The 13619-nt window shown below is 37.5% G+C and carries 15 protein-coding genes; 11 read left to right on the forward strand and 4 right to left on the reverse strand.

Going from position 1 to position 13619, the window contains the following annotated elements; translation table 11 throughout:
- Nucleotides 1-3: 3 nt before the first annotated feature.
- Nucleotides 4-1449 (reverse strand): magnesium transporter CorA family protein, encoded by a 1446-nt coding sequence (locus ACWATA_RS04160; protein WP_034270839.1) that lies wholly within the window; start codon nucleotides 1447-1449, stop codon nucleotides 4-6.
- A gap of 209 nt (nucleotides 1450-1658) precedes the next feature.
- On the reverse strand, nucleotides 1659-2276 hold the full coding sequence (lexA, locus tag ACWATA_RS04165; RefSeq protein ID WP_013058778.1) for a transcriptional repressor LexA: 618 nt from the start codon (nucleotides 2274-2276) through the stop codon (nucleotides 1659-1661).
- 146 nt (nucleotides 2277-2422) lie between these two features.
- Between lexA and yneA the strand changes: the two genes are divergently transcribed.
- The 8 genes from yneA to ACWATA_RS04205 all read left to right on the forward strand — a co-directional run bounded on the left by yneA (nucleotide 2423) and on the right by ACWATA_RS04205 (nucleotide 10490).
- On the forward strand, nucleotides 2423-2752 hold the full coding sequence (gene yneA, locus ACWATA_RS04170; RefSeq protein WP_028411366.1) for a cell division suppressor protein YneA: 330 nt from the start codon (nucleotides 2423-2425) through the stop codon (nucleotides 2750-2752).
- Nucleotides 2753-2805: 53 nt separating this feature from the next.
- Nucleotides 2806-3474, forward strand: coding sequence for a YneB family resolvase-like protein (locus ACWATA_RS04175; RefSeq protein ID WP_028411365.1), 669 nt, complete (start codon nucleotides 2806-2808; stop codon nucleotides 3472-3474).
- Nucleotides 3475-3543: 69 nt separating this feature from the next.
- On the forward strand, nucleotides 3544-3774 hold the full coding sequence (locus ACWATA_RS04180; protein ID WP_013058775.1) for a DUF896 domain-containing protein: 231 nt from the start codon (nucleotides 3544-3546) through the stop codon (nucleotides 3772-3774).
- A gap of 167 nt (nucleotides 3775-3941) precedes the next feature.
- Nucleotides 3942-5948 (forward strand): transketolase, encoded by a 2007-nt coding sequence (tkt, locus tag ACWATA_RS04185; RefSeq protein WP_013058774.1) that lies wholly within the window; start codon nucleotides 3942-3944, stop codon nucleotides 5946-5948.
- A 149-nt stretch (nucleotides 5949-6097) separates the two neighbouring features.
- A complete protein-coding gene (sirA, locus tag ACWATA_RS04190) occupies nucleotides 6098-6538 on the forward strand; it encodes a sporulation inhibitor of replication protein SirA (protein ID WP_028411364.1) in 441 nt (146 codons plus the stop codon).
- A 90-nt stretch (nucleotides 6539-6628) separates the two neighbouring features.
- A complete protein-coding gene (locus ACWATA_RS04195; RefSeq protein WP_013058772.1) occupies nucleotides 6629-6841 on the forward strand; it encodes a YneF family protein in 213 nt (70 codons plus the stop codon).
- Between the two features lie 90 nt (nucleotides 6842-6931).
- Nucleotides 6932-8695, forward strand: coding sequence for an ABC transporter transmembrane domain-containing protein (locus ACWATA_RS04200; RefSeq protein WP_367076871.1), 1764 nt, complete (start codon nucleotides 6932-6934; stop codon nucleotides 8693-8695).
- Complete coding sequence (locus tag ACWATA_RS04205; protein ID WP_367076872.1) at nucleotides 8685-10490, forward strand: ABC transporter ATP-binding protein; 1806 nt, start codon at nucleotides 8685-8687, stop codon at nucleotides 10488-10490. The genes ACWATA_RS04200 and ACWATA_RS04205 overlap by 11 nt, the downstream gene beginning before the upstream one ends.
- A 22-nt stretch (nucleotides 10491-10512) precedes the next feature.
- On the opposite strand, the gene ACWATA_RS04210 is transcribed toward ACWATA_RS04205, so the two are convergent.
- The gene (locus tag ACWATA_RS04210) at nucleotides 10513-10689 is read right to left on the reverse strand and encodes an aspartyl-phosphate phosphatase Spo0E family protein (protein ID WP_013084718.1); all 177 of its coding nucleotides are present in this window, start codon (nucleotides 10687-10689) and stop codon (nucleotides 10513-10515) included.
- Nucleotides 10690-10828: 139 nt separating this feature from the next.
- Between ACWATA_RS04210 and ACWATA_RS04215 the strand changes: the two genes are divergently transcribed.
- From ACWATA_RS04215 to ACWATA_RS04225, 3 genes are all read left to right on the forward strand, one after another.
- On the forward strand, nucleotides 10829-11536 hold the full coding sequence (locus ACWATA_RS04215; protein ID WP_473049585.1) for a cytochrome c biogenesis CcdA family protein: 708 nt from the start codon (nucleotides 10829-10831) through the stop codon (nucleotides 11534-11536).
- A 211-nt stretch (nucleotides 11537-11747) separates the two neighbouring features.
- Nucleotides 11748-12305, forward strand: coding sequence for a DUF2179 domain-containing protein (locus ACWATA_RS04220; RefSeq protein WP_013058767.1), 558 nt, complete (start codon nucleotides 11748-11750; stop codon nucleotides 12303-12305).
- A gap of 104 nt (nucleotides 12306-12409) precedes the next feature.
- Nucleotides 12410-12901 (forward strand): CcdC family protein, encoded by a 492-nt coding sequence (locus ACWATA_RS04225; RefSeq protein WP_013084715.1) that lies wholly within the window; start codon nucleotides 12410-12412, stop codon nucleotides 12899-12901.
- Between the two features lie 31 nt (nucleotides 12902-12932).
- On the opposite strand, the gene ACWATA_RS04230 is transcribed toward ACWATA_RS04225, so the two are convergent.
- Nucleotides 12933-13358, reverse strand: a complete 426-nt coding sequence (locus ACWATA_RS04230; RefSeq protein WP_028411360.1) for a DUF2621 domain-containing protein — start codon at nucleotides 13356-13358, stop codon at nucleotides 12933-12935.
- Nucleotides 13359-13619 lie beyond the last annotated feature (261 nt).

The raw sequence follows: 13619 nt of genomic DNA on the forward strand, positions 1-13619 counted from the left end.
CTTTTATGTTTTAAATCGATCTTTTAATAAATTCCATAGGGAACTCACTCCGAGACTAATGCTGATCAGAATTCCTGATAAAGCTACTATTAAAGCGATATATTCAAAGATAGAAAACTGCTTCATACTATCCCAATTGATGTTTCCCTTTAGCTTGCTAATAACTAAATTCATTCCGTAAATACCGGAAAGAACGGTATAAATCGTTAAAATTAATAATAAGTAATTGTGACGCTTGGCCGCGATTTTCTCTTGATTTTGATACAAAGTACCAAGGGTTTCTTTGACTTCTTGATAAAGAGAATTGATGTGGAAGATTTTTTTAAAGAGCTCAGAAAACTCTTGACCTTCCGTGCGAGAGCTAATTTCTAAAAATAAATATTTACCTGAAAATACAGTAATAGAGCGAATTAGTCGCTCGATGCCCTCTGAATTTTTATGAAACGTGAGCTGAGAATACTCATAGGATAGTTTTAGCAACACGATTTTATAGAAAAAATGCAAAAATAAATTATAGTAATGTTGGCCAAATAGATGATTCATCAAAAGCTGATCCGTTTTAGAGTCTGTCGATTTAGAAATACACGAAAACACATGGTCTGTTATAACGTAATAGGTTTCAGGAGCCCATCTGGAATACACGTGTTTGGTATTATACGTTTTAATATACTCATGGTTGTGTGCAGAGATAAACGGTTTCCCGTCAGGCGTATAGCTATTTAGCTGCCCAGTACGAAATAAAGTTGTGGAGTTAATCTCTTGCTCTTGATTTACCGTTACATAACTTAATACAAACATCCGTTCATCGATAAAATAAGGAAGACTCCCGACGTGCTGTTCACGCGTCGCTTCTTTTTTGATGTGTTCGTTCAAAAATGGCGCGAGCTGTGAAAAAATATAATCCTGTACTTTGCTATAGCGATGATGTTCATAGGTAATGGTGGATCCATGCTCTTCAGCAAGCTTCGGTTCTAATACACGAAAATGATTCATGAATTCTAAAATGTCATCATAGGTGTAATGATTATGACTCATCTCAGTGCGAATGGTCATGACCCCAATTTCAAAAGGACATAAAAAAACATCCACAGACAGCACGTTGCTAGACACGGTGGTGGAGGAAGTTTGTAGCGTAACGGTATGGTCTATTTTTTTTGAAAATCGAAGCAAGCCTTCTTTTTCGCACGAATCAGGAAATAGAATACATTCAATGTAAGGAAGAAAATATTGATCCAAGCTATCATGAGATACGTAATACTGTTCTCCGTAGTATTCTTTTTCTACATGTTTGTTTTGAATGGAAAAAAACTCAAACATATTTGCTTCTAGTGCATGAACAAGCTGCTCTTTATTTTTTCGATCAAAGGAAAAAGGAAAAAGAAACATGTTCATTGCTTTGGTAGGCATAATAGTTTGAAATGGTTCTGTTTTCCTTGGTGTATTGGTCATAAACTACATCCTTCTTATAGTCGGTTGTATTTTTTTTGAGAGTCGAAAAAATGCAGACAGAAAGTAAAAGGTAAAACAGGCTTTATAAAAACCGCTCTACCTGCCTGTAATGATTCGACGTATCATTTATAATATGCCAATTTTTTTAGAAAACAAACGTAAAAAACCAACTAACATCATGATTAGTTGGTTTTACATACAGTGTGTGATTAGTGAATCGTGCGATATACACCAGTGACTTTTCCTAAAATCGTTACGTGGCGAAGAATAATAGGCGCCATCGTTGAATTTTCAGGCTGTAAACGAACGAAATTTTCTTCTTTAAAGAAACGTTTTACCGTTGCTTCGTTGTCCTCGGTCATAGCGACCACAATATCTCCGTTATTAGCAGTTTGCTGCTGACGTACGATTACCATATCGCCATCTAGAATACCTGCTTCAATCATACTTTCTCCCATAATTTCAAGCATAAATACATGATCATCTGGAGAAACGAATTTATCTGGAAGAGGGAAATATTCTTCCACATTTTCAACGGCTGTTATAGGAAGACCCGCTGTTACTTTACCGATAACAGGAACATTAATGACATTGCTTTTAGGGATGTTTACTTCGTCTAGTTGAAGAACTTCGATTGCTCTTGGTTTTGTTGGATCTCTGCGAATTAACCCTTTACTTTCTAAACGAGCTAAATGCCCGTGTACAGTGGAGCTAGAGGCTAATCCCACCGCTTCCCCAATCTCACGAACAGAAGGCGGATAACCTTTTAATTTTACTTCGTGCTTAATAAAATCTAGTATGTCTTGTTGACGTTTTGATAGCTTCATATTTTTCACCTCGATTTTAGCTATTCTTTAGGTGAATTATACCACGTGATGTGTCAATATACAAACATAAGTTCGAAGAATTCCATTGACAGAAACAAATGTTCTCAATAAAATAAGAACATATATTCTGATAGGGGGATCATAATATGCACCAATTCTTACATTCTATGAAACATTACGCTATTTTTTTTGCAGTTATCGCTGCACTTACATATGTATTGACGCTGGTTTTAGGAGCGGATAAAGTAGATTTAGACAAATATTCAACGGTTACTATTACAAAAGGAGATACGCTTTGGGACTTGTCCAACAAGTATCATAATCACCATCATTTGACCACCAATGAATTTGTCAAATGGGTTGAAGACGTCAATGATCTAAACTCAGACACTGCCCAGTCTTTATCTCCTGGAGATAAATTATATATTCCTGTTTTAAAAAAAGAGTTACATAATCAAGTGGCAATTGAACAGTAGTGTGTAACGGCCGTTCCTGAATATTGTTAGAAGCCGAAAAGGTCGTGATAAAAGTGGACGCCATTATTTATTGCCGTGTAAGTACGGATAAAAAAACCCAAGAAACATCTTTACAGCGCCAGCAAGAAGAATTAAAAAAGCTTGCTGATCTTCACCATCTAAACGTAAAAAAAGTCGTAATGGAAAAAGCAAGCGGATATGACGTAGACAGAGAGGGTATATTGGATGTTCTTCATACAATGAAAGAAGAAAAAATATCTGTGCTGCTCATTCAAGACGAAACGCGATTAGGCAGAGGAAATGCCCGAATTGCGCTTCTTCATGCTTTTCATAAAGAAAATGCTACGATCTATACGATTAGTCATCAAGGTCAGCTTCAGCTTTCAGAATCTGATTCGATGGTGTTAGATATTATTAGCTTAGTGGAAGAGCATCAGCGGAAATTACATAACGCTAAAATTAAAAGAGGAATGAAAAGAGCCGTAGAAAACGGTTATCGTCCGCAGCAAAATTTAAAAAATCAAGGAGTTAACTCAGGAAGAGAAAAAAAAGAAGCGCCGATTGAAGAAATTGTCCGCCTTCGTCATAACGGCTTAACCTTTGCTGAAATTTCAGTTACGCTAAAAGGTTTTGGTTATAATATTTCAAAAGCAACGGTACATCGTCGCTATCAAGAGTATCAAGAGAGTGCTCAATCTCTTGATAAAACGAAAGAGATTTAGTAAGATGACTACATGTTGCCGGAACGGTTCGGTAATTTTAATTATTGATTATAAGGAGATAGGTTTTATATGCTATCAAAAGATAAACTTGCTCGTATTAATGCTCTTTCAAAAAAGGCAAAGGCTGAAGGTCTGACAGAATCTGAAGCGAAAGAACAGCAAGAGCTACGTCAGGAATATTTAAAAGTTTTCCGACAATCTATGACAAACCACCTTCATACGATTAAAGTTGTGGACGAGGAAGGTAAAGATGTTACGCCTAAGAAGTTAAAAGAGAGCAAAAAGAAGCGTCTTCACTAAGACGTTCTAGTAAAACTAGAGGGAGAGTTCCCTCTAGTTTTTTGTATATTTTTAATAAGGCACACAAAAACTGTAAAAGTGGAAATTTTTTTGGTTCAAGTATTGTACAAATAAGCAAATCATTAGTATGATAACATATGTACATAGTTTTGAAAGGAATGAAGAGTATGACACAACGTATTGAAGATCTTTCGATTGCAACAATTCGTACTTTATCAATCGATGCGATTGAGAAAGCAAATTCAGGTCACCCAGGTATGCCAATGGGAGCTGCTCCAATGGCATATACATTGTGGACAAAATTTATGAACATCAATCCAAAGAATCCAAACTGGTTCAACCGTGACCGCTTTGTATTATCAGCAGGACACGGATCGGCACTATTATACAGCTTGCTTCATTTAGCTGGATATGACTTATCAATTGAAGACCTTAAAAACTTCCGTCAATGGGGAAGCAAAACACCAGGTCATCCAGAGTTCGGTCATACAGCAGGTGTTGATGCAACAACTGGTCCACTAGGACAAGGTATTGCAATGGCTGTTGGTAAAGCAATGGCAGAACGTCATTTAGCTGAAACATACAACAAAGAAGGTTTAGAAATTGTAGACCACTTTACGTATGGTATTTGTGGTGACGGAGACTTAATGGAAGGTGTATCTGCTGAAGCAGCTTCATTAGCGGCACACTTAAAATTAGGACGCTTAGTTGTTTTATACGATTCAAATGATATTTCTTTAGACGGAGATTTAGATCGCTCGTTCTCTGAGAACGTAGAAGATCGTTTCAAGGCTTACGGATGGCAAGTAATTCGCGTTGAAGACGGCAATGACTTGACAGCGATTGCAAACGCAATTGAAGAAGCAAAAGGCGATTTAACACGCCCAACGCTAATTGAAGTAAAAACAACAATCGGATTTGGTTCTCCAAACCACGCGGGTACTTCTGGCGTGCACGGTTCTCCATTAGGTTCCGATGAAACAAAATTAACAAAAGAAGCTTATGCATGGACATTTGAAGAAGATTTCTATGTGCCAGAAGAAGTGTATGCTCACTTCAAAGCTACAATTGCTGAAGATGGCCAAAAGAAAGAAAACGAATGGAACGATGTATTTGCACAGTATAAAGAAAAATATCCTGAACTAGGTCGTCAATTTGAACTAGCAGTAGAAGGAAAGTTACCGGAAGGCTGGGAAGAAACGCTTCCAGCATACGAAACGGGTTCAAGCTTAGCTAGCCGTGCTTCTTCTGGAGAAGTATTAAACGCAGTAGCACAAGCTGTACCTCAATTCTTCGGCGGTTCAGCTGACTTAGCTGGGTCAAATAAAACAATGATTAAAGGTTCAGAAGACTTCACTGCAGCTGATTACAGCGGACGTAATATTTGGTTCGGTGTACGTGAATTTGCAATGGGAGCTGCATTAAACGGTATGGCTCTACACGGCGGTGTAAAAGTATTCGGAGGAACATTCTTTGTATTCTCTGATTATCTTCGCCCAGCAATTCGCTTAGCAGCTTTAATGAAGCTTCCTGTAACATATGTATTCACACATGACAGTATCGCAGTTGGAGAAGACGGCCCAACACATGAGCCAATTGAACAATTGCCATCACTTCGTGCAATGCCAGGTCTTTCAGTGGTTCGTCCTGCAGATGCAAATGAAACAGCTGCTGCATGGCGCTTAGCATTAGAATCAACTGACCGCCCAACGGCGCTTGTATTGACTCGTCAAAACTTGCCAACGCTTGAAGGTACAAAAGAAAATGCATACGAAGGCGTGTCTAAAGGCGCGTACGTTGTATCTAAAGCTGGTAAAGACCAAGCGGATGCATTAATACTTGCAACAGGCTCTGAAGTAAGCCTAGCAGTAGAAGCACAAAAAGCATTAGCTGCAGAAGGCATTGATGTATCTGTAGTAAGTATGCCTGCATGGGACCGTTTCGAAGAGCAATCTGCTGAGTACAAAGAAAGTGTTATCCCTAAATCAGTGAAAAAACGTTTAGGTATTGAAATGGCTTCTACACTTGGCTGGGAACGCTATGTTGGAGACGAGGGACAAGTTCTTGGTATTAATCACTTCGGTGCATCTGCTCCTGGTGAAACAATCATGAAAGAATTTGGTTTTACAGTTGAAAATGTAGTAGCAAAAGTGAAAAGCTTGCTTAATGCATAATTCTTTTTCACAAGAAAGAGCAGACTCCTATGGTCTGCTCTTTTTTTTCGACAAAAAAACAAAGAAATTTTTTCATCGATAGACAAGCATTGCGTACACCATTCGGTATAATGGTACAAAAAAGAACGAGCCGAAAGGGAGGATGAATCGTGAGAACGTATGAAGTATATTTAATGGAGGAAGAAGTTGCATCATCCTATTTTCGAAGAGAAAAGCTCATTTATCAGCTGCTGATTGAATATAAAATGAAACGTCACTTGCAGGAAACGCATTTACAAAAACAAGTTCATTACATTACTCGCCAACTGCCCAATTCATTTATTCAACGAGAATTACTTCAGGCGTTTTCTCATTATCCTCATTTTTTTACTCATCAAGAGACGTTTGTGCTGGAATATCCTCATAAAAAAAGTCGAGCATCTATAAAATTAACGAATCGCTGTATAACAATTGAAGGAGATGGCAATGTTGATGCTGAGACAGCTTTTTTTGAAGTATTACGCAAGCTAGATCCTTGTTTTTTAGCAGTGAATTATGGAACGGATGAATACGGCTGGCTGAGGCCTGTGAAAACAAGAAAATTTGTGTAATTATTTAAGGAAATTGGAACGGAAATATTGTATAATAGCGTATGGTCTAGTACACTGTAAGTTAGACAACACGAAGGAGGAAGTAATACCATGGGAATGTATATTCTAGTTGGTGTTCTAGCATTAATTGTTGGGATAGCGCTAGGATTTTTCATTGCTCGTAAGTATATGATGAGCTATCTGAAGAAAAATCCACCAATTAATGAACAAATGTTAAAAATGATGATGATGCAAATGGGCATGAAACCATCGCAGAAAAAAATTAACCAAATGATGAAAGCAATGAACGGCCAAATTAAATAATGGTTAATTGGACAGACACTCTCTATTCAGAAGGGTGTCTTTTGTTTTATGATAGAGATAAGAAAATGGTTGTGGGGCTAGGGGGATACGATGAAAATTTTTCGAGAGTTATGGTGGTTTTTCAAACAGGAAAAAAATTCTTACATAACGGGGATAGCGCTGCTCATTATTGTGGCAGCATTAGAACTTCTCCCGCCTAAAATTATTGGTTTAACGGTAGATGGCATTAAAGAAGGGACGCTGAATGGAAAGCGCTTAATGCAGATGGTTGGCATTTTGCTAGGAGCTGCTGTTGTGGCCTATTTCACAAGGTACATATGGCGTATTATGATATTTGGTTCATCTGTTAAACTAGCCAAGCAGCTGAGAAATACCCTCTACACTCATTTTACCAGGATGAATCAGGCCTTTTATCAGCGGCGGCGAATTGGGGATTTGATGGCCCATGCAACAAACGATATTCAAGCTATTCAACAAACTGCAGGTTCGGGCGTTTTGACGCTCGTGGATTCCATTGTCACAGGAGGGCTTGTTCTATGCACAATGGCCCTAACAATCAGCTGGAAATTAACGCTTATTTGCCTTATTCCTATGCCGCTTATGGCCGTTTTAACAAGTTACTATGGTACATTGCTTCATGCGCGGTTTCATCACGCACAAGCAGCATTTTCTACTTTAAATGATAAGGTTCAAGAAAGCATTAGCGGAATTAAAGTCATTAAGACGTTTGGGGAAGAAGCAGCTGATGTCGAAGAATTTCGTATGAAGTCTGCAGATGTTGTTCAAAAGAACATGAAAGTAGCACGAGTAGATGCATTGTTTGATCCGACCATTTCGATTATTGTAGCACTTTCTTTTTTACTTGCTCTTATTTTTGGCAGCAAGATGGTGATTAGTGAAGAGTTAACACTGGGACAGCTTGTTACCTTTACAACTTATTTGGGCCTTCTTATTTGGCCGATGCTCGCGTTTGGCTGGCTATTTAACATTGTGGAACGAGGAAGAGCATCATATGACAGGGTATTTTCTTTATTAAAAGAAGAAAATTCGATTGAAGAAGCAGCGCATCCTAGTGTTGAACTGCCAACAGGAAATATTGAAGCTGTTATTCATAGGTTTTCGTATGGTAAAGAAGACGAATACACGTTAAACGAAATTTACTTTACACTTTCTCGCGGTCAAACGTTAGGGATTGTCGGAAAGACGGGTGCTGGGAAAACCACGCTTTTAAAGCTGTTGCTTCGTGAATTTGATGTAAGCGACGGAGCTGTTTTATGGGGAGGAAAAGACATTAAAGATTATGCTTTTGATTCACTGTACAAAAGCATTGGATATGTTCCTCAAGATCACTTTTTGTTTTCAACAACAGTCGCTGCTAATATCGCGTTCGGAAAAGAAGACGCAAGCAATCAAGAAATCCAAGAAGCGGCTAAAGTTGCAAATGTACATAAAGACATCCTCGATTTTACAGATGGCTATCAAACAATAGTAGGTGAAAAAGGCGTTTCGTTATCTGGTGGACAAAAACAGCGTATCTCGATTGCAAGAGCTCTTCTATTAGATCCTGAGCTTTTAATTTTAGATGACTCGCTATCAGCGGTAGATGGAAAAACGGAAGCGGGTATTTTACAAGCGTTGAGGCAAAAACGTCAAAATCGAACAACGATTATTACAGCGCATCGGCTGAGCTCGGTTACTCATGCAGACCTGATTCTTGTCCTTGATAAAGGGAAAATTATTCAGCGAGGAAATCATGAGGAACTGCTTAGCGTGAGCGGCTGGTATCAGGATATGTACGATAGACAGCAGCTTGAACGTGCGGTAGAAGAAGGAGAGACGAAAAATGAAAATTGAGCATTCTTCGGTACATAAACGTCTGTTTCACTATACAATTCCGCATAAAAAATCATTTTTTTTAGCGTTCACTCTATTATTAATTGCTACGGCTGCTGATTTATTAGGGCCCATTTTGATTAAAATTTTCATTGACGATTATTTAACTCCTAAGTATTTGCCTCTTCAGCCTCTGGTGTGGCTTGCAAGCAGTTATTTGCTTTTACAGCTTTTAAAAATTGTCGTTCAATACTTTCAGCTTCTGCAGTTTCAGAAAATTGCGCTTCAAATTATTCAGCAGATTCGAATTGACGTTTTTTCTCATGTTCATCGTCTGGCGCTTCGCTTTTTTGACAACACGCCAACGGGAAGCCTTGTTTCTCGAATTACAAATGACACGGAAGCTATGAAAGAAATGTTTGTAGAAGTCATCGCGGTTTTTATTCAAAATGGGGTATTTTTGATTGGTATTTTTATAGCGATGTTTATGCTAGATGTGAAGCTGGCTTTTTACTGTTTAGTTCTTCTCCCGTTTATTTGGGGACTTATGAAGCTTTATCAGCATTACAGCGCTATTTACTACGGACAGCTCCGAGAAAAGCTAAGTCAGTTAAATGCCAAGCTTCATGAGTCTTTGCAAGGCATGTCCATTATTCAAGTATTTCGTCAAGAAAAGCGGCTTCGCTCGGAATTTGAAGAAATTAATGATGAGCACTACAAAGCGGGCATGCGCAATATTAAGTTAGATGGTTTGCTATTGAGGCCTGCTGTCGAAATTCTTTATATTTTAGCCGTTATTCTTGTGCTCAGTTATTTTGGCATTTCCGTAGCTGACAGTCCTGTTAAAATTGGTGTTCTTTACGCGTTTATCAACTATTTGGATCGTTTTTTTGAGCCCGTTAATGAAATGATGCAGCGTCTTTCTATGTATCAGCAAGCGATGGTATCAGCCTCCCGGGTATTTGATTTGATGGATGAGGAAGAAAAAAATCCAGTGATGACAGGAGAACAAAAGCAGGGGGTACAAAAAGGAACGGTAGAATTCAAAAACGTCACGTTTTCCTATGACGGTGTTCGAGATGTGCTTTCTGATATATCATTTACGGTAAACGAAGGAGAAACAGTGGCTTTAGTAGGCCATACTGGAAGCGGGAAAAGCTCCATCATTAATTTATTAATGCGTTTTTATGAGCAGCAAAAAGGAGACATTTTGATCGATAATAAACCACTGTCGTCCTTTTCAAATAAACAGCTTCGAGATCAGGTAGGGCTGGTGCTGCAAGATGCCTTTTTATTTGCCGATACCGTAAAGCGAAATATTACGCTGCATGAAGACCATTTTTCTGATGAGCAAGTAAAAGCAGCGGCGAAATTTGTGCAAGCTCACGCATTTATCGAAGCTCTTCCTAATAAGTATAATGAAGTGCTAGTGGAAAGAGGTTCAACTTTATCAAGCGGTCAGCGTCAGCTCTTAGCATTTGCAAGAACGGTGATTCGAAACCCTAAAATCCTTATTCTTGATGAAGCAACAGCCCATATCGATACAGAAACGGAAGAAGCGATTCAAGAAGTGTTAAGAGATATGGGAAAAGGCCGCACAACGATTGCGATTGCACATCGTTTATCAACTATTCAACACGCCGATTGTATTTTAGTATTGCATAAAGGGAAAATCGTCGAAAAAGGAACGCATGCTGAACTGCTAGATAAAGGCGGTTTGTACTATAATATGTATCAGCTTCAGCACAGTGAAAAAGAGGAAAATTTCAATAAAGAAACAGGAGTAAAAGAGATTTATAAAGAATTGATAGAGTGAAGGTGAAAAAAAGAAACAACCTTCATGAAGAGGTTGTTTCTGTTGTTTGAGCAGGGAATTCATTGTAAACGTTTAATAAATGATCTAATTCTTGACTATGTTTAATAGCAGGTGGAGAGTTTAATCCACTTACTCGGACTATGCGGATGAGTTCTTCTCGTTTCTTTTCAATCGCTAATAGAATATCTTTTTTGGCCAATGCTATGTATCCCTTCTAACAAGTCGTTTACCTAATTATACAAGATAATGGTACTATTTGAAAGAAGTGAGATAAGACAATTTGGTTACAAAATGGTAACGAAAAAGAACAAAAAGAACAAAAAAGGGAAGTGGGAAATGTGGGAGATTTAAATTTATTTTTGGCATTTGGCGCAGGCTTTTTATCGTTTATTTCACCCTGCTGTTTGCCTTTGTATCCAGCTTTTTTATCGTACATAACGGGAGTATCAGTCAGCGAGCTAAAGGAAGGCGCTAAGTCACATCAGAGCAAAGCTTTTATTCACACAGCTTTTTTCCTGCTGGGATTTTCTGTTATCTTTATTATGATTGGTTTTGCGACATCCTTTATTGGTCAGTGGTTTTTTAACTATAAGGATTTAATTCGGCAGATTGGCGCTATTCTTATTATTTTCTTTGGTCTAGTTGTACTAGGGATTTTTAAGCCTCGAATTCTTATGCAGGAACATAAAGTTCAATTCGCCAATAAGCCGGCTGGACTCTTAGGTTCTTCTTTTATTGGTATGGCTTTTGCTGCCGGCTGGACTCCTTGCACGGGACCTATTTTAGTATCGGTTATGGCACTTGCAGCGACAAACCCAGGCTCCGGTCTTTTGTACATGATAACGTATTCACTTGGGTTTTCTATTCCGTTCTTTATCATGACATTCTTTATTGGAAAAATGAACTGGTTAAAAAAACATATGAATTCCATGATGAAAGTTGGCGGATACGCAATGATTGGCATGGGGTTTATTTTATATTTTGACTGGATGACAAAAATTATTATTTATACAACGAGCGTATTTGGAGGGTTTACGGGCTTTTAAAAAGGGAAAATGATACAAAAAAGAATCTGGAAGTTGGCAGGTTCTTTTTTGTTTTTTAAAGACCAAACGTTCATTTTAGCTCTTAGGAAAGAAGCAAGAATATGACTCGAAAAAATATATAGAAAAAATTTATTTTTACTATATCTTCTATAAATACGGAGTGATACAATGAAATCGTCATATTTTTAATTGTTAAAAAGAGGTGTATAAATTGAAAGATATTTTGTTAATCTTGCTTTTGCAACTGATCTATGTACCGATCTTGACGCTGCGCACAATTTTTTTAGTCAAAGGTATGAGTATGTATGCCTCGGTTTTTGGATTTGTTGAAGCGTTAATTTATGTATTTGGCTTATCCCTAGTATTTTCAGGAGATCAAAGCACGCTTGCTATGGTTGTATACGCAGTTGGATTTGGAGTGGGAATTATACTTGGAAGTTATATCGAATCTAGGCTTGCTATCGGATATACAACATTCTTAGTTAACCTTATGACCAAAAATGAAGAGTTAATTAACCGCCTTCGACAGGAAGGTTTTGGTGTTACTGTGTACCAAGGTGAAGGAAGAGACAGTGCACGCTATAGATTAGACATTTTAACAAAAAGAAGTAGAGAAGAAGAGCTATTAGCATTCATTGAAGAATATGAGCCTCGTGCTTTCATTATTTCATACGAGCCGCGTAAATTTAAAGGCGGGTTCTTACTAAAAGCAATGAAAAAGCAAAAACAAAAGCAAAAAGCAAAAGCAGATATTACCTCTACTAAATAAAAACAGAAGAGATCCTCTTCTGTTTTTTTGTTGCACTTTTACTTCTGATGTTTTTTGGATTATAATATAAGTACACACTAAACTATAGTAAAGGAAGGATTTCATTGGTTATTGCTTCAACACTTGTCGCAATTTTTATGGCTTCTTTCATATTAGTTGTTCGAATGAAAGCTGCTGATAAACCAACGAATGCAAAAAAAATTATACTTCCGCCTTTTTTTATGAGTACGGGAGCGTTAATGTTTATCTTTCCAATGTTTCGAGTAACGGGTGCAGAACTGCTTGAGGCGTTAATAGCAGGCATGATCTTCTCAATCCTGTTAATTAAAACGTCTAAATTTGAAATTCGTGACGATCATATTTACTTGAAGCGTTCAAAAGCTTTTGCATTCATTATTATTGGTTTGCTTATTATTCGAATTGCAATGAAAATATATTTAAGTTCTTCAATTGATGTTGGCCAGCTTGGCGGTATGTTCTGGATTTTAGCATTTGGTATGATTGTACCTTGGCGCATTGCGATGTACACATCGTACAAAAAGCTCGAACGAAAGCTGCACAATGATCGTCTTGGAAATACAACGATATTAAATTAAAAAAGGTGGCTACGCAGCCACCTTTTTTGATTTAAAATAAATGCTGATAGGGGACGGCATCTATTTTTTGCTTTTTTAATGTTTTTAATAAAAATTTATGATCACGTTTAGGCGTAGCTAAGATGTATCCACGTACGATTAAGTCTTCTGTTATAGAGGCGGCTTGTTCCTCAAGTGCGAGTTCCCCAATTTTCCCTGCAATTTTTTGTTTGGCCACATCGCGAAATAGTTCAGGTACTGGTTCAACAAGAACGTTTAATAGCTGCTTTTGATCCGCTGACCAAAGGTGAATGGTTTTGGAAAGATAGTGATCTTGCCAATCAAGTTCAGACATGCCGTCTTCTTTTGGTAAGCGCTTTAAAAATTTTCTGAACATAAAAAATCCGCCGATAGCAAACATGCTCATTAAAAAGACAACCCAAAATAAAATAACCCATAAAAACCAGCCCTCTAGCATATTTTTCACTCCTTTATAAAGAGATTAATCATAACATTACTATATTTATACATTTATTATAAAAGCCTTGTTCCTTTTATGGCAATATAAAATTCCTGCACTTTATGTGAAAAGAGAGTCGTTTTTGACTTGTTGATAAGTTTATATTGACTTATCGATAAGTGAATTATCGTTAGAATTATCTAAAAATGCTTATTTTTCAGCCTTTTAAAAGTTGGCACGTTTTTTGCATATAAACTAATTGAAGAATTATTTAATATG

The organism is Priestia sp. USM5 (assembly GCF_058323215.1).

Excerpts from the sequence above, each read along its gene's own strand:
- ACWATA_RS04160 (WP_034270839.1), bottom strand. The coding sequence starts at position 1,449 with ATGACCAATACACCAAGGAAAACAGAACCATTTCAAACTATTATGCCT.
- lexA (WP_013058778.1), bottom strand. The coding sequence starts at position 2,276 with ATGAAGCTATCAAAACGTCAACAAGACATACTAGATTTTATTAAGCAC.
- yneA (WP_028411366.1), top strand. The coding sequence starts at position 2,423 with ATGCACCAATTCTTACATTCTATGAAACATTACGCTATTTTTTTTGCA.
- ACWATA_RS04180 (WP_013058775.1), top strand. The coding sequence starts at position 3,544 with ATGCTATCAAAAGATAAACTTGCTCGTATTAATGCTCTTTCAAAAAAG.
- tkt (WP_013058774.1), top strand. The coding sequence starts at position 3,942 with ATGACACAACGTATTGAAGATCTTTCGATTGCAACAATTCGTACTTTA.
- ACWATA_RS04195 (WP_013058772.1), top strand. The coding sequence starts at position 6,629 with ATGGGAATGTATATTCTAGTTGGTGTTCTAGCATTAATTGTTGGGATA.
- ACWATA_RS04200 (WP_367076871.1), top strand. The coding sequence starts at position 6,932 with ATGAAAATTTTTCGAGAGTTATGGTGGTTTTTCAAACAGGAAAAAAAT.
- ACWATA_RS04205 (WP_367076872.1), top strand. The coding sequence starts at position 8,685 with ATGAAAATTGAGCATTCTTCGGTACATAAACGTCTGTTTCACTATACA.
- ACWATA_RS04230 (WP_028411360.1), bottom strand. The coding sequence starts at position 13,358 with ATGCTAGAGGGCTGGTTTTTATGGGTTATTTTATTTTGGGTTGTCTTT.